This is a genomic window from Bacillus sp. FSL R5-0512 (assembly GCF_038593295.1).
Classification (GTDB): domain Bacteria; phylum Bacillota; class Bacilli; order Bacillales; family Bacillaceae; genus Bacillus; species Bacillus safensis.
The window spans coordinates 145,036-164,450 of sequence record NZ_CP151982.1 but is presented as its reverse complement, the minus strand read 5'-3'; the positions used below and the strand labels follow the sequence as shown (position 1 = coordinate 164,450).

At 42.2% G+C, this 19,415-nt stretch carries 30 protein-coding genes and 1 pseudogene; 2 read left to right on the top strand and 29 right to left on the bottom strand.

Annotated features, from left to right (window positions below):
• The first annotated feature begins 88 nt into the window (after positions 1-88).
• Positions 89-667 (top strand): spore germination lipoprotein GerD, encoded by a 579-nt coding sequence (gerD, locus tag NSQ25_RS00950; protein WP_065215438.1) that lies wholly within the window; start codon positions 89-91, stop codon positions 665-667.
• Between the two features lie 37 nt (positions 668-704).
• Here the strand turns inward: gerD and NSQ25_RS00945 are convergent, their stop codons facing one another.
• The 3 genes from NSQ25_RS00945 to NSQ25_RS00935 form a co-directional block, all read right to left on the bottom strand.
• The gene (locus tag NSQ25_RS00945) at positions 705-1,763 is read right to left on the bottom strand and encodes an Mrp/NBP35 family ATP-binding protein (RefSeq protein ID WP_024425873.1); all 1,059 of its coding nucleotides are present in this window, start codon (positions 1,761-1,763) and stop codon (positions 705-707) included.
• 103 nt (positions 1,764-1,866) lie between these two features.
• The gene (cwlD, locus tag NSQ25_RS00940) at positions 1,867-2,580 is read right to left on the bottom strand and encodes an N-acetylmuramoyl-L-alanine amidase CwlD (protein ID WP_034283867.1); all 714 of its coding nucleotides are present in this window, start codon (positions 2,578-2,580) and stop codon (positions 1,867-1,869) included.
• Positions 2,581-2,638: 58 nt separating this feature from the next.
• Positions 2,639-3,082 (bottom strand): DUF2521 family protein, encoded by a 444-nt coding sequence (locus NSQ25_RS00935; protein ID WP_034283869.1) that lies wholly within the window; start codon positions 3,080-3,082, stop codon positions 2,639-2,641.
• Positions 3,083-3,234: 152 nt separating this feature from the next.
• Between NSQ25_RS00935 and NSQ25_RS00930 the strand changes: the two genes are divergently transcribed.
• Positions 3,235-3,804 (top strand): DUF4825 domain-containing protein, encoded by a 570-nt coding sequence (locus NSQ25_RS00930; RefSeq protein WP_041115147.1) that lies wholly within the window; start codon positions 3,235-3,237, stop codon positions 3,802-3,804.
• A 36-nt stretch (positions 3,805-3,840) separates the two neighbouring features.
• Here the strand turns inward: NSQ25_RS00930 and NSQ25_RS00925 are convergent, their stop codons facing one another.
• From NSQ25_RS00925 to rpsN, 26 genes and pseudogenes are all read right to left on the bottom strand, one after another.
• The gene (locus NSQ25_RS00925; protein ID WP_326136013.1) at positions 3,841-4,857 is read right to left on the bottom strand and encodes a serine hydrolase; all 1,017 of its coding nucleotides are present in this window, start codon (positions 4,855-4,857) and stop codon (positions 3,841-3,843) included.
• Positions 4,858-5,028: 171 nt separating this feature from the next.
• Entirely contained in the window at positions 5,029-5,502 is a 474-nt protein-coding gene (locus NSQ25_RS00920; protein WP_326136012.1) for a GNAT family N-acetyltransferase, read from the bottom strand.
• A 277-nt stretch (positions 5,503-5,779) separates the two neighbouring features.
• Complete coding sequence (locus NSQ25_RS00915) at positions 5,780-6,304, bottom strand: GNAT family N-acetyltransferase (protein ID WP_326136011.1); 525 nt, start codon at positions 6,302-6,304, stop codon at positions 5,780-5,782.
• Positions 6,305-6,480: 176 nt separating this feature from the next.
• Positions 6,481-6,873 (bottom strand): 30S ribosomal protein S9, encoded by a 393-nt coding sequence (rpsI, locus tag NSQ25_RS00910; RefSeq protein ID WP_034283876.1) that lies wholly within the window; start codon positions 6,871-6,873, stop codon positions 6,481-6,483.
• A gap of 20 nt (positions 6,874-6,893) precedes the next feature.
• Complete coding sequence (rplM, locus tag NSQ25_RS00905) at positions 6,894-7,331, bottom strand: 50S ribosomal protein L13 (RefSeq protein WP_003217042.1); 438 nt, start codon at positions 7,329-7,331, stop codon at positions 6,894-6,896.
• A gap of 165 nt (positions 7,332-7,496) precedes the next feature.
• Positions 7,497-8,240: a tRNA pseudouridine(38-40) synthase TruA gene (truA, locus tag NSQ25_RS00900; RefSeq protein ID WP_034283879.1), complete on the bottom strand. Its 744-nt coding sequence runs from the start codon at positions 8,238-8,240 to the stop codon at positions 7,497-7,499.
• Between the two features lie 11 nt (positions 8,241-8,251).
• Positions 8,252-9,049: an energy-coupling factor transporter transmembrane protein EcfT gene (locus NSQ25_RS00895; RefSeq protein ID WP_034283880.1), complete on the bottom strand. Its 798-nt coding sequence runs from the start codon at positions 9,047-9,049 to the stop codon at positions 8,252-8,254.
• Entirely contained in the window at positions 9,046-9,915 is an 870-nt protein-coding gene (locus NSQ25_RS00890; protein ID WP_039175989.1) for an energy-coupling factor ABC transporter ATP-binding protein, read from the bottom strand. The genes NSQ25_RS00895 and NSQ25_RS00890 overlap by 4 nt, the downstream gene beginning before the upstream one ends.
• The gene (locus NSQ25_RS00885; RefSeq protein ID WP_046314383.1) at positions 9,891-10,733 is read right to left on the bottom strand and encodes an energy-coupling factor ABC transporter ATP-binding protein; all 843 of its coding nucleotides are present in this window, start codon (positions 10,731-10,733) and stop codon (positions 9,891-9,893) included. The genes NSQ25_RS00890 and NSQ25_RS00885 overlap by 25 nt, the downstream gene beginning before the upstream one ends.
• A gap of 125 nt (positions 10,734-10,858) precedes the next feature.
• Entirely contained in the window at positions 10,859-11,221 is a 363-nt protein-coding gene (rplQ, locus tag NSQ25_RS00880; protein WP_003216944.1) for a 50S ribosomal protein L17, read from the bottom strand.
• 75 nt (positions 11,222-11,296) lie between these two features.
• Positions 11,297-12,241, bottom strand: a complete 945-nt coding sequence (locus NSQ25_RS00875) for a DNA-directed RNA polymerase subunit alpha (protein ID WP_003217009.1) — start codon at positions 12,239-12,241, stop codon at positions 11,297-11,299.
• A 175-nt stretch (positions 12,242-12,416) separates the two neighbouring features.
• On the bottom strand, positions 12,417-12,812 hold the full coding sequence (gene rpsK / locus NSQ25_RS00870; protein ID WP_003217231.1) for a 30S ribosomal protein S11: 396 nt from the start codon (positions 12,810-12,812) through the stop codon (positions 12,417-12,419).
• A gap of 20 nt (positions 12,813-12,832) precedes the next feature.
• Positions 12,833-13,198, bottom strand: a complete 366-nt coding sequence (gene rpsM / locus NSQ25_RS00865) for a 30S ribosomal protein S13 (protein WP_003217023.1) — start codon at positions 13,196-13,198, stop codon at positions 12,833-12,835.
• Positions 13,199-13,219: 21 nt separating this feature from the next.
• Complete coding sequence (rpmJ, locus tag NSQ25_RS00860) at positions 13,220-13,333, bottom strand: 50S ribosomal protein L36 (protein WP_003156543.1); 114 nt, start codon at positions 13,331-13,333, stop codon at positions 13,220-13,222.
• Positions 13,334-13,364: 31 nt separating this feature from the next.
• Entirely contained in the window at positions 13,365-13,583 is a 219-nt protein-coding gene (gene infA, locus NSQ25_RS00855; RefSeq protein ID WP_003217190.1) for a translation initiation factor IF-1, read from the bottom strand.
• Positions 13,561-13,849, bottom strand: a pseudogene (locus NSQ25_RS00850) (RNA-binding protein). The gene infA and the pseudogene NSQ25_RS00850 overlap by 23 nt, the downstream one beginning before the upstream one ends.
• A 45-nt stretch (positions 13,850-13,894) precedes the next feature.
• Complete coding sequence (gene map / locus NSQ25_RS00845) at positions 13,895-14,641, bottom strand: type I methionyl aminopeptidase (protein ID WP_003217210.1); 747 nt, start codon at positions 14,639-14,641, stop codon at positions 13,895-13,897.
• Entirely contained in the window at positions 14,638-15,291 is a 654-nt protein-coding gene (locus NSQ25_RS00840; protein ID WP_034283883.1) for an adenylate kinase, read from the bottom strand. The genes map and NSQ25_RS00840 overlap by 4 nt, the downstream gene beginning before the upstream one ends.
• Positions 15,292-15,346: 55 nt before the next feature.
• Positions 15,347-16,639 carry a preprotein translocase subunit SecY gene (gene secY / locus NSQ25_RS00835; protein WP_007496334.1) on the bottom strand — a complete coding sequence of 431 codons (1,293 nt, stop codon included), beginning with the start codon at positions 16,637-16,639 and terminating at the stop codon, positions 15,347-15,349.
• 1 nt (position 16,640) lies between these two features.
• Positions 16,641-17,081: a 50S ribosomal protein L15 gene (gene rplO / locus NSQ25_RS00830; protein WP_003216888.1), complete on the bottom strand. Its 441-nt coding sequence runs from the start codon at positions 17,079-17,081 to the stop codon at positions 16,641-16,643.
• 30 nt (positions 17,082-17,111) lie between these two features.
• Positions 17,112-17,294 carry a 50S ribosomal protein L30 gene (gene rpmD, locus NSQ25_RS00825; RefSeq protein ID WP_003217067.1) on the bottom strand — a complete coding sequence of 61 codons (183 nt, stop codon included), beginning with the start codon at positions 17,292-17,294 and terminating at the stop codon, positions 17,112-17,114.
• Between the two features lie 13 nt (positions 17,295-17,307).
• Positions 17,308-17,808 (bottom strand): 30S ribosomal protein S5, encoded by a 501-nt coding sequence (gene rpsE / locus NSQ25_RS00820; RefSeq protein ID WP_007496332.1) that lies wholly within the window; start codon positions 17,806-17,808, stop codon positions 17,308-17,310.
• A 24-nt stretch (positions 17,809-17,832) separates the two neighbouring features.
• Positions 17,833-18,195, bottom strand: a complete 363-nt coding sequence (gene rplR, locus NSQ25_RS00815; protein WP_008356544.1) for a 50S ribosomal protein L18 — start codon at positions 18,193-18,195, stop codon at positions 17,833-17,835.
• A 32-nt stretch (positions 18,196-18,227) separates the two neighbouring features.
• Positions 18,228-18,764: a 50S ribosomal protein L6 gene (gene rplF, locus NSQ25_RS00810; RefSeq protein ID WP_024425602.1), complete on the bottom strand. Its 537-nt coding sequence runs from the start codon at positions 18,762-18,764 to the stop codon at positions 18,228-18,230.
• 31 nt (positions 18,765-18,795) lie between these two features.
• The gene (gene rpsH, locus NSQ25_RS00805; protein ID WP_007496327.1) at positions 18,796-19,194 is read right to left on the bottom strand and encodes a 30S ribosomal protein S8; all 399 of its coding nucleotides are present in this window, start codon (positions 19,192-19,194) and stop codon (positions 18,796-18,798) included.
• A 31-nt stretch (positions 19,195-19,225) separates the two neighbouring features.
• Positions 19,226-19,411 carry a 30S ribosomal protein S14 gene (rpsN, locus tag NSQ25_RS00800; RefSeq protein ID WP_008356542.1) on the bottom strand — a complete coding sequence of 62 codons (186 nt, stop codon included), beginning with the start codon at positions 19,409-19,411 and terminating at the stop codon, positions 19,226-19,228.
• Positions 19,412-19,415 lie beyond the last annotated feature (4 nt).

The following is a 19,415-nucleotide window of genomic DNA, read 5'->3' as shown; positions in this document are numbered from 1 at the left end:
AATTGATCCAACCCCTATTTTTGTTATGTATAAATTTACGTGAAACATTCATATTAAAAGTAAGACATGTAACGAAAGGAGCCACAGTATGTCAAAAGGCATCTTGCGTATAATGAGCTGTTTTCTTCTTTTATCTCTAACAGCTTGTGCTCCCAAAACCCAATCCTCATCTAATATGGACTATGACGAAACAAAAAAAATGGTCGTCGATATATTAAAGACAGATGACGGTAAAAAGGCCATTCAACAGTTATTAAATGACGAGGCAATGAATGAAGCTTTGGTAATGGATGAACAAACTGTGAAAAAAACGATAGAGAAAACACTGACTTCTGATAAAGGCAAAGAGTTCTGGAAGAAGGTCTTTGAGGATTCTAAATTTGCCGAGACTTTCGCAAAATCCATGCAGCAACAGCATGAAAGAATGTTAAAACAGCTAATGAAGGATCCTGACTATCAACAGCTGATGATGGATATTCTCAAGGATCCTGAGATGGAAAAGAAATACGGTGAACTGGTAAAAAGCAAAGAGTTTAGAAAACACTTAGAAAAAGTCATTACGGAAACATTAAGCAGCCCTCTTTATAAGAAGAAATTCGAAGATGAGCTCAAAAAGGCAGCATCCGAAAGCAGCAGTGAATCCGGTTCGCAAGGAAGCGACAGTTAAACATCACCCGAGTGGCATTCATCCACTCGGGCTTTCATTATGCTTTCACTGCTAATTGTTCAATGACTTTATTTGCAATGTGTTGATACACTTCTCCTGTCGGATGACTCGCATCATAGACAGAGGGCGCGAAATCATCCTCATTCCAATCAGGCTGTCTTAAAGGAATTTGGCCAAGGACTGATACACGCAGCTCTTCAGCCAGCTTGTCTCCGCCGCCTTTTCCAAAGACGTATTCCTTTTCACCTGTTTTTTTGCTTTCATAATAGCTCATATTCTCAACGACCCCGAGCACCTCATGATCTGTTTGCAGTGCCATTGCGCCTGCTCTTGCTGCAACGAAGGCAGCTGTCGGATGCGGTGTAGTGACAATGATTTCTTTACAGCTAGGCAGCATTGTATGAATATCAAGCGCCACATCTCCCGTTCCAGGCGGAAGGTCTAATAGTAAGTAATCTAATTCTCCCCACTCAACTTCATGGAAGAAGTTATTTAACATTTTTCCAAGCATCGGTCCTCTCCAAATAACCGGTGCATTTTCTTCAACAAAAAAGCCCATTGAAATCACTTTGACACCAAAGCGCTCCACAGGAATAATTTTTTCCCCTTTAACTGTTGGTCTGACAGTGATTCCCATCATATCCGGTACACTAAAGCCATAAATATCAGCATCAATCAGCCCGACTTTTTTCCCTAGACGAGCCAGCGCTACAGCAAGGTTAACAGAAACAGTCGATTTACCAACGCCGCCCTTTCCACTCGCAATCGCTAAGAACTCAGGCGGATTTTTAGAGTTAAGCAGAGTTTCTTCCTCATCTTGTGATGGCATAAACTTTTCAAGTGTTTCCTGAGGCAGTTCCTCAAAACGAAGTCCTACTGTGTTAGCACCTGCTGCTTTCAAGGCTTGTACGATGTCTTGCTGCAGCTTCATCTGCTCAGCAGTGCCTGTTTTAGCAATGGCCACCTTTAGGCTCACATGCTCTTTCTCAGGCTTTAGGCTGATTTCCTTGATGGCATCCAGCTCACCAAGCGGTATATGAAGGAAAGGTTCGTCCATCTTCCCAACTAGTTTTCTCACATCATCTTGTCCGATCATAGCAGAACCTCACCCTTTATTGAATTCGTTTACAATCCAAGTATATCATACATATCCTTACAATGTCTGTCCTGTTTGCCTGCGATCAAAAGGAAAAAGCCCCTTATTCAGGAGGCTCTTTTTGCTCTGTTAAATATCTTAAAATCCCTTTATAAATAGAGGCAGCAATTTGATCCTGATATTTAGGTGTTGCCAGCTGGCCAGCCTCTTTCGGGTTGGAGAGAAATCCAATTTCCACAAGAGCTCCTGGCTTTGTGACATTTTGCATTAAATAAATGCCATTAATCCGCTTCGCCTTTCGATCCGTGTTTTCAAGATTTCTGCGTAATTCATCTTGAATAAACTTCGCTGCCTTTTCATTCTCTTCATACTTTCCATAAAAAAACGTCTGAGCCCCGCTCCATTTGTTTGATGGTATCGCATTTAAATGAATGCTTAAATAGAGATCCGCTTCAGATTCATTGATGACTTTGACGCGGTTCCTTAAATCCTCCGCTTTCTTTCGGGCATATCCCCTTGTATTCTTTGATGATAAATCAGAATCATCCTCTCGGGTCATGAGAACAAGCGCTCCCTGCTCCTGCAAATAGTCACGTATCTTCATGGATACATCCAGTGCAATCTCTTTCTCAAGCAGTTCTCCTCCTACAGCCCCTCCATCTGGACCGCCGTGACCCGGATCTAAATAGATGATCTTCCCGCTTAGAGGCAAATTCCACGATTTCCATGAATCATCATTTAGAAATTGAAACCTGAATAAGAATAAGAGGACAATAAACCCAATTAAAAACCCTGTCCACTTCAGCTTTCTTTTCATCCCTGTCCCTCCCATACACCATTATTTTATAGATATGGGACAAGGACTGGAAATATGCTTAGTGCAGCCGAAGCTTGTGTCTTTTTTCTGATTCACGAAAGCCTTCCTGCCACCACATGCTTAAAAAATCCTTTGCAAATGGATATAAACATGACATCTTCCGCTCCATACGGAACATATTCCCCCACGATTGCAAGCATCCTGCCAGCTCTTCAATCAGCTCAGCTTCCTCCTGGAAGGACCGCTTTTTGATATCGTCGAATGATTCGCCGTATTTACTCGACTCACCGTATCTCCCGCCAGCTAAGAAAGCTTCAATGGCGAAATCGATGCAGCCATCACTCATAATACCCGCTGGATCATCTGCAAATGGAAACAGCTTCTTTGTGAATTTCTCGGAAGCAGCCGTTACTTGTTGAAGAGACAATGTACGCAAAAGCTTCTTTTCAAGCGTGACATCTCGTTTTGTTTTCAGTTGATAAAATGAAAGCACTTCTGCCATGGACTGAACTCCTTTTTTCTTTGTATTGTTCGTTGGTTTGAACAAAACATGCAGTTCAGTAAATGGAAATGACGGCCTGTGAACGATCGGAATGGAAAATTGTGATAAAATAGACATTTACATATAGAAAGAACAATAAAGGGGCAAAATCAATGAAGAAATGGATGTATATCCTGCTGCTACTTACAGTCGTCCTATCTGCGTGCAGCAGTCAAGCCAGCGAGAAAAAGAGCGATATGAAAGGAATAGCAGACATATCCTTAAAACAACTTTCAACACACAAAAACACGTATCTCGGTGACAATTCAGCCATTCGTGAAATCTTATCAGATCTTCCTGGAGGCGTCATTCGTGAATTTGAAATCATCGATAGGAAAGCATTAGACGTCACGTATGGAGTAAAAGAAAATGCAGGCTATACAGAAGAACAGTTTGACGCCTTCTGGTTTGATCAAAAGGATACGATCGAAAAAACGTATTTATACAACGCCATCGCACTTTTTATTCTGGTCGATAACGTAGAGCAAGTGACACTTAACATGACCTCTAAAGACGAGCCGTCCGTCACGTTTAAAAGAAAACAGCTAGAAAAAGAGCTCCCTCACCCTTTTAAAAAGTACAAAGACGATACAGCGCTTTGGCAAAAGGAACTGGTTGATGGAGTTGTGAAGTCAAAAAAGAAACGCCAAGATGTATACAAAGCGTTTCCAATGCAGAAATAATAAAACAGAGGGGTGTTTCCCTCTGTTTTTTGATGTTTATGTAGTGAAAGCCTGTATCAAGCGTTGTCGAAAGTTTTGATCCACTGCTGCAGTAAGCATAAATTCGTTGAATACTCCCCCAATCCAGTGAGAATTGTTCGCTTTCAGATCATTGATAAAAAGAGAAATGGATATAGAGGATGTATCTGTTCTTCGATATAAAGCACCTGTGAAAACGAACAATGTTGCTCCGCCTTTATACCAAAGATATTCATCTGTTTCCTTTTTCAATGTTTCTCCCAGTACGATTTGGCTAAAAAGACTCTTTTCTTCTATTGTTAACAGCTCATCCTGGAGACGTTTCATAAAATGTGCATATTGATTGGTTGTAGACTTTGTCAACTTTTGCGTCAGTAATGATTGAATACGCCAGCCTAATAAGTTCTTTTTTTTCATTTTTTCTTCTAACGCCTTTTTATACTCTGGGTCATTTTTCATGATATTAAAAATCTCATTCATTAGAGATTTGTATTGTTCTTCGGATACACCGCTCATTTTCTTGAATGCATCCCGCCGACGATCAGATACATAAGCGGACCACAAAATCATTGGCGTCAGCGGCATGAGTTCATCATGTTCTGTAAGACCTGCTTGTTTCATCTGATCATTGATCTTTTCTAAGCCCAGCCGGTCAATCAAATAATCCGTACAAGCATTCGAACTGAATTGCATCATCCCTTTGGCAACATCTAATAAAGCCGCATGCTCAGAAAAATCATTGACCTCCAGCCAGTACGCGTGCGCACCACCGTCTGTTCTATCAATATAAAACCGCTCTATATCAGACAATGCCACTTTTTTCTCTAGCTTGATGGCGCCGCTCGATACAGCTTTAACAAAATGAAATAAAACCACTAATTTCACCGTACTTGCAAGTGGTGTTTTTTGATCAGCATTCCATTCTAACACCACATCATCATTTTCAATGATTGTCACTGAAACGTCCTTTTTGTTTTTTGCGACAAATGTCAAAAGATCTTCCTTCGTTTTCTTCATATCTCTTTTATACAGCAAGACTTGAACCACCACGTAAAGTATGACCACACATATGACAATTAGACCGATTTTGAATAACATGTTTCTCCTTTCTCAATAACAGAGGATGTACACATTCAATATAACAAATATTTCAAATAAAGGCACAAAAAAGGCAGAGGTTCGTGAATCCTCCGCTTCTTGTTGTCCTTATTCATGGGGCAGATGCAGCTTCATTCCTTCATGCGTGGCTTCAAACCCTAATTTCTCATAAAAATGGCGTGCTTCTGGCCTCTGTTTGTCTGTTGTCAGCTGAATCATATGACATCCGCGGTCGCTTGCGCGTTGAATGGCCCACTTTATGAGCATCGAGCCAACTCCTTTTCCTCTATGAGTCGAAGCCGTACGAACTCCTTCGATGGATGCTCTCCATCCTCCTTGATGTGTAAGAAATGGCGTCATGGTTAACTGAAGAACACCAATTGCTTCTTCCTGGTCACACGCAACAATGAGTTCAATATTTGGATCAGCATCAATTGAATGAAAGGCTTTGATATAGCTTTCTAATAACGGGCGAGTGTAACGCTCTCTCTTTTGACCTAACTTATCATCTGAAAGCATGAAGATGATTTTGTCGAGGTCTTCTTGCACGGCTTCTCTACATGTTAATTGATTTAGATTCAATGAAAGCACCTCCTGGGATGGACGTAAACTATCTTCACTTACCAAAATACCAATTGCAACCGTTTTTCTATAAGATTTGATCAGCTGCTTTTTTTAACCACATAACTAGGCGGCAGTGTGTACCCTTGGTTTTCTTGAATGGGAAAACTCAATGATAAGAAATGCTTCAAAGATCCTCATGGCGAAGTCCCTCTTCTGCTTATTTGATCTGATTATATCAACATCGAAAGCGGAGTGATATTTGAAATGGTGAATTACTTCATATCATGAAAACTTATCAAGCCCTCTTCACGAACCATTCCTCTTGTAAGATGGCATAGTAAAACTCATCCCACCACTCATTTCCTTGTGGTATACATTTTTTAAAATACCCCTCTCTCCTCATCCCCATTTTCTCCATCACTCTCCACGATGGCACATTCTCAGGCTGACAAGTGGCAATGATCCGATGTAAGTTTAGTGTGTGAAAACCATGATGTAAGACAGCATACGCCGCTTCTGATGCATAGCCCTTGTTTTGATAGGCAGGATTGAAGACCCAGCCAATCTCATATGTGTGCTCACCAAAGTATGGATGAAACGCGATATGACCAATGCATGTTTGATATTCTTTTAACAGGACAGCGACATACTTAGCATTTTCATGACGATTATTTTTGACAAACTCCTTCGCATCTTCTTTAGAAAAAACACCTCCCGGAATATACTTCATCACCGCCGGATCAGATGTATATGCATAAACATCATGCCAATCATCCTCGGCAAATGATCGAATGATACATCTTTCTGTTGTTAGATTCATATGACACCCCTCCATAGACTTCGTTTTTTAAACAGAAACCTTGCTATGATCCTATTTTATATGTTTCCAAACAGAAAAAAACACAAATAAAAAAGCACCAGCAGGATGCTGATGCTTTTTTTATAAGGTTTGTCTGTAACAAACCTTTGTAAAACGTCCATACAATATAAAATTGATTAACGTTTTGAGAACTGAGGAGCTCTACGTGCGCCTTTAAGACCGTATTTCTTACGCTCTTTCATACGAGGATCACGAGTAAGAAGTCCAGCACGTTTAAGTGGTGTACGGTACTCAGGATCTACTTCTAGAAGAGCACGAGAGATACCGTGACGAATTGCTCCAGCTTGACCAGAGAATCCACCACCGTGAACATTTACAAGAACATCGTAGCTGTTAGCTGTTTCTGTGATGTTCAAAGGCTGTTTCACGTCTTCGATTAAAGCAGCGAATGGAATGTATTCAGTAATTTCACGATTATTAACGACGATACGGCCTTCACCTGGAACTAAGCGAACGCGCGCTACAGAACTTTTACGACGACCTGTACCGTAATATTGAACCTGTGCCAAATTGTTAACCTCCCTTATAATTAACCGCGAAGTTCGTAAACTTCAGGTTGTTGTGCTTGATGTGGATGCTCAGAACCACGGTACACATTTAATTTTTTGAACATTTGACGACCTAGTGGACCCTTTGGAAGCATACCTTTGATAGCAAGCTCCAACATTTTCTCAGGGTAGTTTGTACGCATCTCAAGAGCAGTTCTTTGTTTCAAACCGCCTGGGTGCATCGTGTGACGGTAGTAAATTTTGTCCGTCAATTTCTTACCTGTTAATTCAATTTTCTCAGCATTGATGATGATGACGTGATCACCTGTATCAACGTGTGGTGTATAAGTTGGTTTGTGCTTACCGCGCAAAAGTGATGCTACTTCAGTAGAAAGACGACCTAGAGTCTTGCCTGCCGCATCAACAACTAGCCATTTGCGCTCAATTGTGCTTGCGTTCGCCATTGGTGTTGTACGCATGAGTTTCCCTCCTAAATAAATCAATGAATTTTCCTTGAATCAAATGCTACGTTCTATTTCAAAACACAGATAAGTCTTCCGGGGCTTATTTGTGGGGTTGAAATACATACCATATGATATCTTATAACTTTCTGCTTCCTGTGTCAAGAACATGTTACACCTGGTTTAGTTGTCATAGAAAACTTCCCATAAATACAGTCCGTGACTAGGCGCAGTCTTGCCTGCCGCTTCGCGATTTCGGGCGGCAAGCATAGCTTTTATCTCCTCGGGGTGAAATTTACCAGAACCGATTTCAAGCAACGTTCCAGCGATAATCCGCACCATATTGTATAAAAAGCCATTCCCTCTCACACGCATTTCAAGCCCGTCTGAGACGTTTTTCCACTCGAGGGCATAAATAACCCTCACCTTGTCCTGAACCTCTGTATTGGCCGCACAGAAGCTTGTAAAGTCATGCGTCCCAATCAGGTGCTCAGCGGCTTCTCTCATTTTATCGATATCCAGCCGGTAAGGATAGTGGCAGGCATACTGTCTCGTGAACACATTTTGGTGTGTTTCCGTTGAGACCTTATAACGGTACTCCTTCGAAACAACACCAAATCTGGCATGAAACGAGTCATCGACCTCCTCAGCCTTTAGAACACGGATATCATCCGGCAGCAAGCTGTTAAGGGCAAAAGGCCATCTCTCCATCGGGATCGAGAGCGGGGTGTCAAAATGGATGACCTGTCCCTTTGCATGGACACCGCTGTCCGTCCGGCCGGAAGCCACAATCGGAATCAGTTCATCCTGTTTGTGCATTCTTGCAAGGGCTGACTCTATCTCCGTCTGAACGGTTCGCTGCCCTGGCTGCACCTGATAGCCTTTAAAATGTGTCCCATCGTAGGATACGGTACATTTGACCTTCATCTAGGAATCACCTAATTTCTAAGCAGCACAAGGAGTGCTGTTAACAAGATGAATAAAAGCAGCGTGAACGTGTCCTTCATGCCCCAGACAAGCTGACGGTACTTCGTCCGTCCTTCTCCTCCGCGGTAGCCTCTCGCTTCCATCGCGGTCGCCAGTTCTTCTGCACGCTTAAACGCACTGACGAAAAGCGGAACAAGCAAAGGAACGATGGCTTTCATGCGATCCTTTAAAGGCCCGCTTGTAAAATCAACACCTCGTGCCATTTGTGCCTTCATGATTTTATCCGTCTCTTCTAATAACGTCGGAATAAACCGAAGAGAGATGGACATCATGAGAGCAAGCTCATGAACAGGCAGTTTGATTTTACGGAATGGGTGCAGAAGCTTCTCCATCCCGTCTGTCACTTCTATAGGCGTTGTGGTTAACGTAAGAAGTGTCGTCATCATGATGAGATAGACAAAACGGAGTGAAATGAATATTCCTTGCTTTAAACCTTCTTCATAAATATTCAGAAAACCAAAGTGGAATAGCAAGGCGCCATCCTTTGTCATGAAAATATGCAGAATAAAGGTAAACAGGACAATCCATAGGATCGGCTTCATTCCCTTGAGAATAAAGTATAGCGGCACCTGAGAAACCATCACCACAAGGATGGTAAAGACACCTAAAAGCCCGTAAGTGATGTAATTATTAGCAAAAAAAACAATAAAGACAAAAAAGAAAATTGATAACAGCTTTGTCCTTGGATCAAGACGATGGACAAAGGATGAACCTGGCACATATTTGCCGATAATCATACTATCCATCATGATGTCGTGTCCTCCTGATAAAGAGCTGTTAAGGCTTCTGCCATTTCATCCATCGTCAGAAGCGGCCTTGGAAACGTAATACCAAGCTTTTCTTCTACAGTCTGCTGGAATTTAATCGTTTCTGGGAGGTCGAGACCAAACGAAGACATGTCTGTACGATTGGCAAACAACTCTCTCGGCGTACCTGTCGCCTTCACTGTCCCTTTATGCATCACAATCATTTGATCCGCATAATGAGCGGCATCTTCCATACTGTGTGTGACCAGAATCGTGGTGAGGTTTGCCTTTTGATGAAGGTCATAGAACATGTCCATGATTTCCTTCCGCCCGCGTGGATCCAGCCCAGCAGTCGGCTCATCAAGCACAAGCACTTCTGGCTCCATCGCTAAAACGCCTGCAATCGCCACACGTCTCATTTGACCGCCGCTTAATTCAAAGGGAGATCGAGATAATAGGGACTCAGGAAGACCAACCAGTTTCAGCATCTCCTTCGCCTTCGCTTCTGCCTTCTCTTGAGGAACACCGAAGTTCATCGGGCCAAAGCAGATATCCTTGAGGATGGTTTCCTCAAAGAGCTGATGCTCAGGAAACTGAAACACGATGCCTACCTTTTTCCGGAGGGGTTTCATATCCTTCTGCTTTTTATTGGCTTGTAAAACTGTCTCTCCAAGCGCAATGCTCCCCTTCGTTGGTTTGAGCAATCCATTTAAATGCTGCAGCAATGTAGACTTACCAGAGCCCGTATGACCAATGACAGCGACATAGCTGCCCTCTTTGATGGAAGCATTGACATCATACAAAGCGAGACGCTCAAACGGCGTTTTCATTTGATAACGATGCTCTAATTCTTTGATCGTAATGTCCATAGCTCTTTCACCAATCCTTCTTGTGTCAAATGGGCATTTGCAAGCGGCACACCTTGCTGCTTCAATTGCTTGCTCAATCGATAGGAAAATGGCAGATCAAGTCCAATCTGAACCAGCTGTTCATCTAGTTCAAATACTTCCTCTGGCGTTCCCTCGGCAAATTTCTTCCCGCCATTCATCACAATGACGCGGTCTGCTTTGGCAGCCTCGTCTAAATCATGTGTGATGGAAATGACTGTGACCGTTCCTTGTTCCTTCAGTAGTCTAACAGTCTCTAACACTTCTTCACGGCCAATCGGATCAAGCATTGATGTTGCTTCATCCAAGATCATGATGTCAGGGCTTGCGGCAAGCACACCTGCAATGGCGACTCTCTGCTTCTGCCCGCCTGATAGATGGTGCGGCTCTTGATCAAGAAACTCCTGCATATTGACCTGTTTGACAGCCCAATCTACACGTTCTATCATCAATTCCCGCTCAACCCCGTTATTTTCTAAACCAAAAGCCACATCATCACGAACTGTTGAGCCCACAAATTGGTTATCTGGGTTTTGAAAGACCATTCCAACCTTTTGGCGAATATCCCAAACACTTTCTTCTTTGAGCTCAATCTCTCCAACCTTGACCGTACCAGCATCCGGTAAAATGAGCCCATTCAGCACACGGGCAAGTGTGGATTTACCTGAACCGTTATGACCAACAATGGCGAGCCATTCATTTTGATTCACATGCAGTGACACTTGATCTAAAGCGGGCTTGTCCGCATCCTTGTGATAACGAAATACAATGTCCTTTACGTCAATTAATGTCTTCCCCATCTCTACCGGACCTCCTCTCAGCTCAACCTCTTCTTTGCTTATTCCTAAAAAAGCCGTAGTACCTAAAAAAGGGCATAGATCCAGTTATGAACTGTCCCGCCCTTTCTTAGATACACGATATGTGATTAAACTAATTCAATGACAGCCATTGGTGCGCCATCGCCGCGACGAGGTCCAAGCTTCATGATACGAGTGTATCCACCTTGGCGATCTTCGTAGCGAGTTGCAACGTCAGCGAATAATTTTTGAAGTGCATCTTGGTTTGTTTCAGCGTTAGCTACTTCATTACGAATGTAAGCTGCAGCTTGACGGCGAGCATGAAGATCTCCGCGTTTGCCAAGAGTGATCATTTTTTCAACTACAGAGCGAAGTTCTTTCGCACGTGTTTCAGTTGTTTCGATGCGTTCGTTGATGATCAAATCAGTCGTTAGGTCACGAAGCATTGCTTTACGTTGTGCACTAGTGCGTCCTAGCTTTCTGTATGCCATGTGATGTCCCCTCCTTAATTAGAGATGCTGTATGAATAAAAAACACACGAAAATCCTAGTTCACAATGAAACTAGTCAATCGTCTTTACGAAGACCCAGTCCAAGTTCTTCTAGTTTCGCTTTCACTTCTTCAAGAGATTTACGTCCAAGGTTACGAACTTTCATCATATCCTCTTCTGTCTTGTTAGCAAGCTCTTGAACAGTGTTAATACCCGCACGCTTCAAACAGTTGTAAGAACGAACAGAAAGATCAAGCTCTTCAATTGTCATTTCAAGCACTTTTTCTTTTTGGTCTTCTTCTTTCTCAACCATGATTTCAGCATGCTGAGCTTCGTCAGTTAACCCAACGAAAATATTCAGGTGTTCAGTTAAAATCTTAGAACCTAGAGCGATCGCTTCTTTCGGTCCTGTGCTTCCATCAGTCCATACATCTAGTGTTAATTTATCATAGTTTGTGATTTGCCCAACACGGGTGTTCTCCACTTGATAAGTCACACGAGATACAGGTGTATAGATTGAGTCGATCGGAATCACACCGATTGGCTGATCGTCTCTTTTGTTTGCATCAGCAGGATTATACCCGCGACCTCTTTGTGCAGTTAAGCGAACACGGAAGCTCGCATTCTTGCCAAGAGTTGCGATGTGAAGATCTGGATTTAAGATTTCAATATCGCTGTCGTGTGTAATATCAGCAGCTGTTACAGTACCTTCATCTTGTACATCAATTTCAAGCGTCTTCTCTTCTTCAGAGTAGATTTTGAGTGCAAGCTTTTTAATGTTTAAGATAATCGTTGTAACATCTTCAACCACGCCTTCGATCGTTGAGAATTCGTGTAAGACACCATCTATCTGGATCGATGTTACAGCTGCACCAGGAAGTGAGGATAAAAGGATACGACGAAGGGAGTTCCCTAAAGTGGTACCATATCCACGCTCAAGTGGCTCTACGACAAACTTGCCATACTTGGCATCGTCGCTGATTTCAACCGTTTCGATTTTTGGTTTTTCAATTTCGATCATCTAATAAAACCCTCCTTCAAAACGTCGAAACCTCGAATAGAATCATATGAGATTCCATCCGAAATTCCTCATTGTTTAGTCCCGTATGTGCTCAGGCAACGAGTCGTGTATTCGTCTCATAAATAACTGTATCATAACCCATTATTGACAGGGACACAAAATCTATACAAACAAATTACACGCGGCGACGTTTTGGTGGACGGCATCCGTTATGAGGAACTGGAGTTACGTCTCTAATTGCAGTAACTTCAAGACCTGCAGCTTGAAGTGCACGAATTGCAGCTTCACGACCAGAACCAGGACCTTTAACAGTTACTTCAAGTGTTTTAAGACCGTGTTCGATAGAACCTTTAGCAGCAGTTTCAGCAGCCATTTGTGCAGCGAAAGGAGTAGATTTACGAGAACCTCTGAATCCTAATGCACCAGCACTTGACCAAGAAATTGCGTTTCCATGAACATCAGTAATCGTTACAATCGTGTTGTTGAAAGTGGAACGGATATGAGCGATTCCAGCTTCAATATTCTTTTTCACGCGACGTTTACGCGTATTTTGTTTACGAGCAGCAGCCATTCTTTAACTACCTCCTTTACTTATTTTTTCTTGTTAGCTACAGTACGACGCGGACCTTTACGAGTACGCGCGTTGTTTTTTGTGTTTTGTCCACGAACAGGAAGTCCTCTACGATGACGGATTCCGCGGTAGCTTCCGATTTCAATTAGACGCTTAATGTTAAGTGAAACTTCACGACGAAGGTCACCTTCTACTTTAAGTTTGTCAATGATATCACGGATTTTACCAAGTTCGTCTTCAGTTAGATCGCGAACGCGAGTGTCTTCAGAAACACCTGCTTCTTTAAGGACTTGTTGCGCAGTCGTACGACCAATTCCAAAAACATATGTTAAAGAAATGACAACACGCTTATCACGTGGAATATCTACACCAGCAATACGAGCCATGATTTGGGCACCTCCTTGTTATTAGCCTTGTTTTTGTTTATGTTTTGGGTTTTCACAGATCACCATTACTTTTCCTTTTCTGCGAATCACTTTACATTTTTCACAGATAGGTTTAACAGATGGTCTCACTTTCATGTGTTTCCAACCTCCTTCTTCCGGAGTTGCTTTATTTGTAACGGTACGTAATTCTACCACGAGTTAAGTCATATGGAGATAATTCTACCGTAACTTTGTCTCCAGGTAAAATGCGAATGAAGTGCATACGGATTTTTCCTGATACATGAGCCAAAACTGTATGACCATTCTCTAGTTCAACTTTGAACATTGCGTTTGGCAAAGTTTCTGCTACAGTACCTTCCACTTCAATTACATCGTCTTTCGCCATTCAAGTGTTCTCCCTTCTTCAAATCAGTAACTTGCTCTCTGACAAATGTCCAAATGAGAATCTCTCAATTGTTCATCTATCACCCGACCTGTTTTGAATATACTGTTCTGAACTTCCGGAGATACGCAATCATAAAAGGTTATATGATTGATATTTTTTCTTAGGAGAATGAAATTTACGCTTTTCTCCGTCTGCGATTAGTACATGGCAGCCAACGAACATGCCGATGACACCTGTATACTGATCTTGTTCTTTCTTTGGACTATACAGACAACCTGCCCGATTTGGGCCTGAAAGGCTTCAGTGAAGACCTAAATCTTAGTCAGTATATCAAAACCTGTATCTGTAATCGCAATCGTATGCTCAAAGTGAGCACACTTTTTCCCATCAACCGTTACAACCGTCCAGTTATCAGCCAATGTTTTCACATATCGGCTGCCTGCGTTCACCATCGGTTCGATGGCCAACACCATCCCAGGTTTTAGCCGCGGGCCTTTGTTGGGCGGACCATAATGAGGAATTTGAGGGTCCTCATGAAGATCCTGTCCGACCCCATGTCCAACATATTCTCTAACAACTGAAAAATTTTCATTTTCAACATACGTTTGTATGGCATGGGAAATGTTCGACAGACGTTCGCCTGGCTTTGCTTCCTGTAAGCCTTTATATAGAGATTCCTCTGTGACTTCCAGTAGTTTGCGGTCTTCATCACTGATTACCCCAACTGGATAAGTCCAAGCAGAGTCACCATGATAGCCATTTAACTTTGCGCCAATATCGATACTAATGATGTCACCATCACGTAAAACCCGTTTACCAGGAATACCGTGAACGAGTTCTTCATTCACCGAAACGCAAATGCTCCCGCGAAAACCATTATACCCTTTAAAAGATGGGATTGCACCCTGCTTTGTAATAAAACGTTCGGCAATTTGATCCAATTCTTTTGTCGAAATACCTGGTTTTATATGTTTCTTCAGCTCTTCATGAGTCAGTGCGACAATACGTCCAGCTTCTCTCATAATCTCAAGCTCGCGAGGAGTTTTACAGATAATCATTTATTTAATCCTCCAAGCAGGTCCTTGATATCTGCATACACATCGTTAATGTGCTTCGCACCATCAATGTTTACAAGATATCCTTTTTCTGAATAGAAGTTCAGTAAAGGTTCAGTCTGCTTTAAGTTTACTTCAAGTCTAGTCGAAACGGTTTCTGCATTATCATCTGCACGTTGATAAAGCTCGCCTCCACACTTGTCGCAAACATTTTCTTTCGCAGGTGGATTGAATACTAAATGATATGTTGCTCCGCAATTTTTGCAAATTCTTCGGCCAGTCAGACGCTCCATCAAAGCATCTTTATCGACTTTAATATTAATGACATAATCAATCGTTCTGCCAAGGTCCTTTAGAATTTCTTCTAAAGCTTCAGCCTGAGCGACTGTTCGCGGAAATCCGTCCAGAAGAAAACCTTGTTCACAATCATTTTTGCCAAGTCTTTCTCTAACAATACCGATTGTGACCTCATCAGGAACAAGCTCTCCTTTATCGATAAAGGATTTTGCTTCGAGCCCAAGTTGTGTCTCCTCTTTCATAGCAGCGCGGAACATATCTCCTGTTGAGATATGAGGGATCCCATAATCATCAACAATTCGTTCTGCCTGAGTGCCTTTACCAGCACCCGGAAGCCCCATTAAGACTAAGTTCATTTCGGATTTCCCCTTCCTTACTTAGAGAGGTTGGGCAGCTGCCCAGCCCTCTGTTTTATTTCATAAATCCACGGTAATTTCGTTTCACTAATTGGCTTTCAAGCTGTTTCATTGTTTCAAGTGCAACACCTACAACAATGAGAAGACTTGTGCCGCCAATTTGTGCAGCGGAAGGTAATCCAGCGAATTGAATGAAAAAGATAGGAAGTATTGAAATCACGGCTAAGAAAATGGCGCCCACAAACGTGAGTCGGTACAAAATGCTCGTAATTCTATCTTGAGTCATTTTCCCTGGACGAACTCCCGGGATATAGCCACCCTGCTTTTGCAGATTTTCAGCCATTTGTTCAGGATTGACTTGGACAAAGGCATAAAAATATGTGAAAGCAACAATCAGTGCTACATAAATCGTCATACCGATTGGCTTAGTATAGTCAAAGTTGTTGGTTATCCAAGTTGTCACATTATTGGTTCCGAAGAACGATGCGATCGTCTGCGGAGTAATAATGAAAGAAACGGCAAAGATGACTGGAATCACCCCTGCTGGATTCACTTTTAATGGAAGGTGCGTTGCTTGACTAGCAGACATTTGTGCACGGCCAGTTCCCTTTGAATATTGAATTGCAATCTTTCTCACTGCCATTTGAATGTAAATAACACCGATAACAATGACAAGAATGGCAATGACAATAAGGGCAATTTTAAGGATTTGCATGAACAGCTGTCCATCTCCACCTACAAATTGTTGAGCGTACACTTGTTTTAATGTTTGAGGGATACCAGCGATGATACCGGCAAAGATAATAATCGAAATACCGTTACCAACACCGTGAGCAGTAATCTGCTCACCCAGCCACATTAAAAATGCTGTTCCCGCAGTGAGTACGACCGCAATTAAGAGATACGTTGAAACACCAGGGTTTTCAATCAGCATGCCTCCTGCCATATTGTTAAATCCATATGACATTCCTAGCGCCTGGATAAATCCTAGAACAATTGTAAAATACCTTGTGAATTGTGCTAATTTTCGGCGGCCAACCTCTCCTTGCTTTGACCACTCAGTAAACTTCGGAACAACATCCATCTGCAAGAGCTGAATGATGATCGAAGCAGTGATATACGGCATAATCCCCATTGCAAGAATGGAGAATTGGAAAAGTGCCCCGCCCCCAAACGTGTTGAGGATTCCGAAAACACTCATTTGATCCTGTGCCTGGAGAACTTCGGCGTTCACATTAGGCACAGGGATGAAAGCACCTATACGAAAGACGACTAACATTAAAAGTGTGAATATAATCTTATTCCGTATATCTTTCACGCGCATAAAATTGGAGATTGTCTTAAACAAGTTAGATCACCTCGGCTGTACCGCCAGCAGCTTCAATCGCTTCTTTCGCAGAAGCAGAGAATTTATTGGCTTTTACAGTTAATTTTTTTTCTAATTTACCGTTGCCAAGAATTTTTACTCCTGCTTTTAACTTGCTTATTGCACCAGTCTCTAGAAGAAGTTCAGGAGTTACTTCCGTTCCTTCGTCAAAACTGTTTAATCTGTCTAAGTTGATTACCGCGTAATCTTTACGGTTGATGTTTGTAAAACCACGTTTTGGAAGGCGTTGGAATAAAGGCATCTGACCACCTTCGAAACCAGGGCGTACACCGCCGCCAGAACGAGCGTTTTGACCTTTATGACCTTTACCAGAAGTTTTACCGTTACCTGATCCAATACCACGACCAACACGGTTGCGTACTTTACGTGAACCTTCTGAAGGCTTCAATTCATGAAGTTTCATTTGGGCACCTCCTTATCGATTAAAAATGTTTTATTGTTCTTTAACAGAAACTAAATGAGACACCTTGTTAATCATGCCGCGGATCGCTGCATTGTCTTCATGTACGACTGTTTGGTTTGTTTTCTTAAGACCAAGAGTACGAACAGTGACACGCTGATCTTCAGGGCGACCGATTACACTGCGTTTGAGGGTAATTTCTAATTTATTTGCCATTATTGTTCCCTCCTTATCCTAACAGGTCTTCTACAGATTTTCCACGAAGCTTCGCTACATCTTCAGCACGTTTAAGCTCACTTAAACCTTGAAGTGTTGCGCGGATCATGTTGATCGGTGTATTAGAACCTAGAGATTTAGAAAGGATATCAGCTAGACCAGCAAGCTCAAGTACCGCACGAACTGGGCCTCCAGCGATAACTCCTGTACCTTCTGAAGCAGGCTTCAATAGAACGTTTCCTGCACCGAATCGACCGATGATTTCATGTGGAATTGTAGTTCCAACCATTGGTACTTCAATTAAATTCTTTTTCGCATCTTCAACAGCTTTGCGGATCGCTTCTGGTACTTCTTGTGCTTTACCAGTACCGAAACCTACATGACCGTTTTTGTCACCGACAACAACTAAAGCTGCAAAACGGAAACGACGTCCACCTTTAACAACTTTCGCTACGCGGTTAACCGTAACTAAGCGTTCTTCTAACTCTAATTTGCTTGGGTCAATACGACTCATTCGGATGTGTCCCTCCTTCTTTTATTAAAATTTAAGTCCAGCCTCACGAGCAGCTTCAGCTAGAGCTTTTACACGTCCATGATATAGGTATCCTCCGCGGTCAAATACCACGTTAGAGATTCCTTTTTCAACAGCACGTTTTGCAACAAGTTCGCCAACTTTCGTAGCAGCTGCAGTGTCAGAACTATTCTCGATCTTTAACTCTTTATCAAGAGTAGAAGCACTTACAAGTGTTACACCGTTAACATCATCAATTACTTGAGCGTAGATATTCTTGTTAGAACGGAAAACGTTAAGGCGAGGTCTTTCAGCAGTACCTGAAAGTTTCGCACGAACACGAGCATGTCTTTTAAGACGAGTAGCGTTTTTGCTAGTTTTCGTAATCATCCGAGTCACTCCTTTCTTCACATTAAGCGATCTTACTTACCAGTTTTTCCTTCTTTACGGCGAACGAATTCACCTTCGTAACGAATTCCTTTACCTTTGTAAGGCTCTGGAGCACGGACAGCGCGGATGTTAGAAGCTAGAGCTCCTACACGCTCTTTATCGATACCTTTAATGATTACTTTCGTTTGAGATGGAACTTCGATTTCAACTCCAGCCTCAGGAACGATTTCAACTGGATGAGAGTATCCAACGTTAAGAACAAGTTTGTTTCCAGATTTAGCTGCACGGTAACCGACACCGATAAGTTCTAAACCTCTTTCGAAACCTTTAGATACACCTTCAACCATGTTTGCAATCAAGCTACGTGTTGTACCATGTAATGCACGGTGTTCTTTATTTTCAGACGGACGGCTTACAGTTAAGACGTTGTCCTCAATTTTAATTTCCATATCAGGGTGAAATGCACGAGTTAGTTCACCTTTTGGTCCCTTTACTGTCACTGTGTTATCGTTGTTTGTCACAGTAACTCCTGAAGGGATCTCGATTAGTTTTTTACCTATACGAGACATACCAAGCACCTCCATTCATCTTAAACTTTTTTTACCATACGTAAGCAAGTACTTCTCCACCAGCTTGTTTAGCACGGGCTTCTTTGTCCGATAAAACACCTTGTGATGTAGAAATAATTGCGATTCCAAGTCCGTTAAGTACACGTGGTACTTCATTTGATTTCGCATATACGCGTAAACCAGGTTTACTGATTCTTTTAAGACCAGTGATAACACGTTCGTTGTTTTGGCCGTATTTAAGGAACAAACGGATAATTCCTTGTTTGCTGTCTTCGACGTACTCAACGTCACGGATAAAACCTTCACGCTTTAAGATTTCAGCAATTTCTCTTTTGATTTTTGAAGCCGGTACTTCTAGCTTCTCATGACGTACCATGTTCGCATTGCGAATACGAGTCAGCAAATCTGCAATCGGATCTGTCATAACCATTATTTAATAACCTCCTTCCCATTTATGGGGATTACCAGCTGGCTTTTTTAACGCCAGGAATTTGTCCTTTATATGCAAGTTCGCGGAAACAAATACGGCAAAGTTTAAACTTACGAATAACTGAATGTGGACGACCACATCGTTCGCAGCGCGTATACTCTTGAACTTTAAACTTTTGTTTGCGTTGTTGTTTCGCAATCATAGACTTTTTAGCCACGATT

Bases quoted from the DNA above. Each gene is read 5' to 3' on its own strand.
- gerD (WP_065215438.1), top strand. From the start codon at position 89: ATGTCAAAAGGCATCTTGCGTATAATGAGCTGTTTTCTTCTTTTATCT.
- NSQ25_RS00945 (WP_024425873.1), bottom strand. From the start codon at position 1,763: ATGATCGGACAAGATGATGTGAGAAAACTAGTTGGGAAGATGGACGAA.
- cwlD (WP_034283867.1), bottom strand. From the start codon at position 2,580: ATGAAAAGAAAGCTGAAGTGGACAGGGTTTTTAATTGGGTTTATTGTC.
- NSQ25_RS00935 (WP_034283869.1), bottom strand. From the start codon at position 3,082: ATGGCAGAAGTGCTTTCATTTTATCAACTGAAAACAAAACGAGATGTC.
- NSQ25_RS00930 (WP_041115147.1), top strand. From the start codon at position 3,235: ATGAAGAAATGGATGTATATCCTGCTGCTACTTACAGTCGTCCTATCT.
- NSQ25_RS00915 (WP_326136011.1), bottom strand. From the start codon at position 6,304: ATGAATCTAACAACAGAAAGATGTATCATTCGATCATTTGCCGAGGAT.
- rplM (WP_003217042.1), bottom strand. From the start codon at position 7,331: ATGCGTACAACACCAATGGCGAACGCAAGCACAATTGAGCGCAAATGG.
- truA (WP_034283879.1), bottom strand. From the start codon at position 8,240: ATGAAGGTCAAATGTACCGTATCCTACGATGGGACACATTTTAAAGGC.
- NSQ25_RS00895 (WP_034283880.1), bottom strand. From the start codon at position 9,049: ATGATGGATAGTATGATTATCGGCAAATATGTGCCAGGTTCATCCTTT.
- NSQ25_RS00890 (WP_039175989.1), bottom strand. From the start codon at position 9,915: ATGGACATTACGATCAAAGAATTAGAGCATCGTTATCAAATGAAAACG.
- NSQ25_RS00885 (WP_046314383.1), bottom strand. From the start codon at position 10,733: ATGGGGAAGACATTAATTGACGTAAAGGACATTGTATTTCGTTATCAC.
- rplQ (WP_003216944.1), bottom strand. From the start codon at position 11,221: ATGGCATACAGAAAGCTAGGACGCACTAGTGCACAACGTAAAGCAATG.
- NSQ25_RS00875 (WP_003217009.1), bottom strand. From the start codon at position 12,241: ATGATCGAAATTGAAAAACCAAAAATCGAAACGGTTGAAATCAGCGAC.
- rpsK (WP_003217231.1), bottom strand. From the start codon at position 12,812: ATGGCTGCTGCTCGTAAACAAAATACGCGTAAACGTCGCGTGAAAAAG.
- rpsM (WP_003217023.1), bottom strand. From the start codon at position 13,198: ATGGCTCGTATTGCTGGTGTAGATATTCCACGTGATAAGCGTGTTGTC.
- rpmJ (WP_003156543.1), bottom strand. From the start codon at position 13,333: ATGAAAGTGAGACCATCTGTTAAACCTATCTGTGAAAAATGTAAAGTG.
- infA (WP_003217190.1), bottom strand. From the start codon at position 13,583: ATGGCGAAAGACGATGTAATTGAAGTGGAAGGTACTGTAGCAGAAACT.
- map (WP_003217210.1), bottom strand. From the start codon at position 14,641: ATGATTATCTGTAAAACTCCTCGCGAGCTTGAGATTATGAGAGAAGCT.
- NSQ25_RS00840 (WP_034283883.1), bottom strand. From the start codon at position 15,291: ATGAACTTAGTCTTAATGGGGCTTCCGGGTGCTGGTAAAGGCACTCAG.
- rplO (WP_003216888.1), bottom strand. From the start codon at position 17,081: ATGAAACTTCATGAATTGAAGCCTTCAGAAGGTTCACGTAAAGTACGC.
- rpmD (WP_003217067.1), bottom strand. From the start codon at position 17,294: ATGGCAAATAAATTAGAAATTACCCTCAAACGCAGTGTAATCGGTCGC.
- rpsE (WP_007496332.1), bottom strand. From the start codon at position 17,808: ATGAGTCGTATTGACCCAAGCAAATTAGAGTTAGAAGAACGCTTAGTT.
- rplR (WP_008356544.1), bottom strand. From the start codon at position 18,195: ATGATTACGAAAACTAGCAAAAACGCTACTCGTCTTAAAAGACATGCT.
- rplF (WP_024425602.1), bottom strand. From the start codon at position 18,764: ATGTCTCGTATAGGTAAAAAACTAATCGAGATCCCTTCAGGAGTTACT.
- rpsH (WP_007496327.1), bottom strand. From the start codon at position 19,194: ATGGTTATGACAGATCCGATTGCAGATTTGCTGACTCGTATTCGCAAT.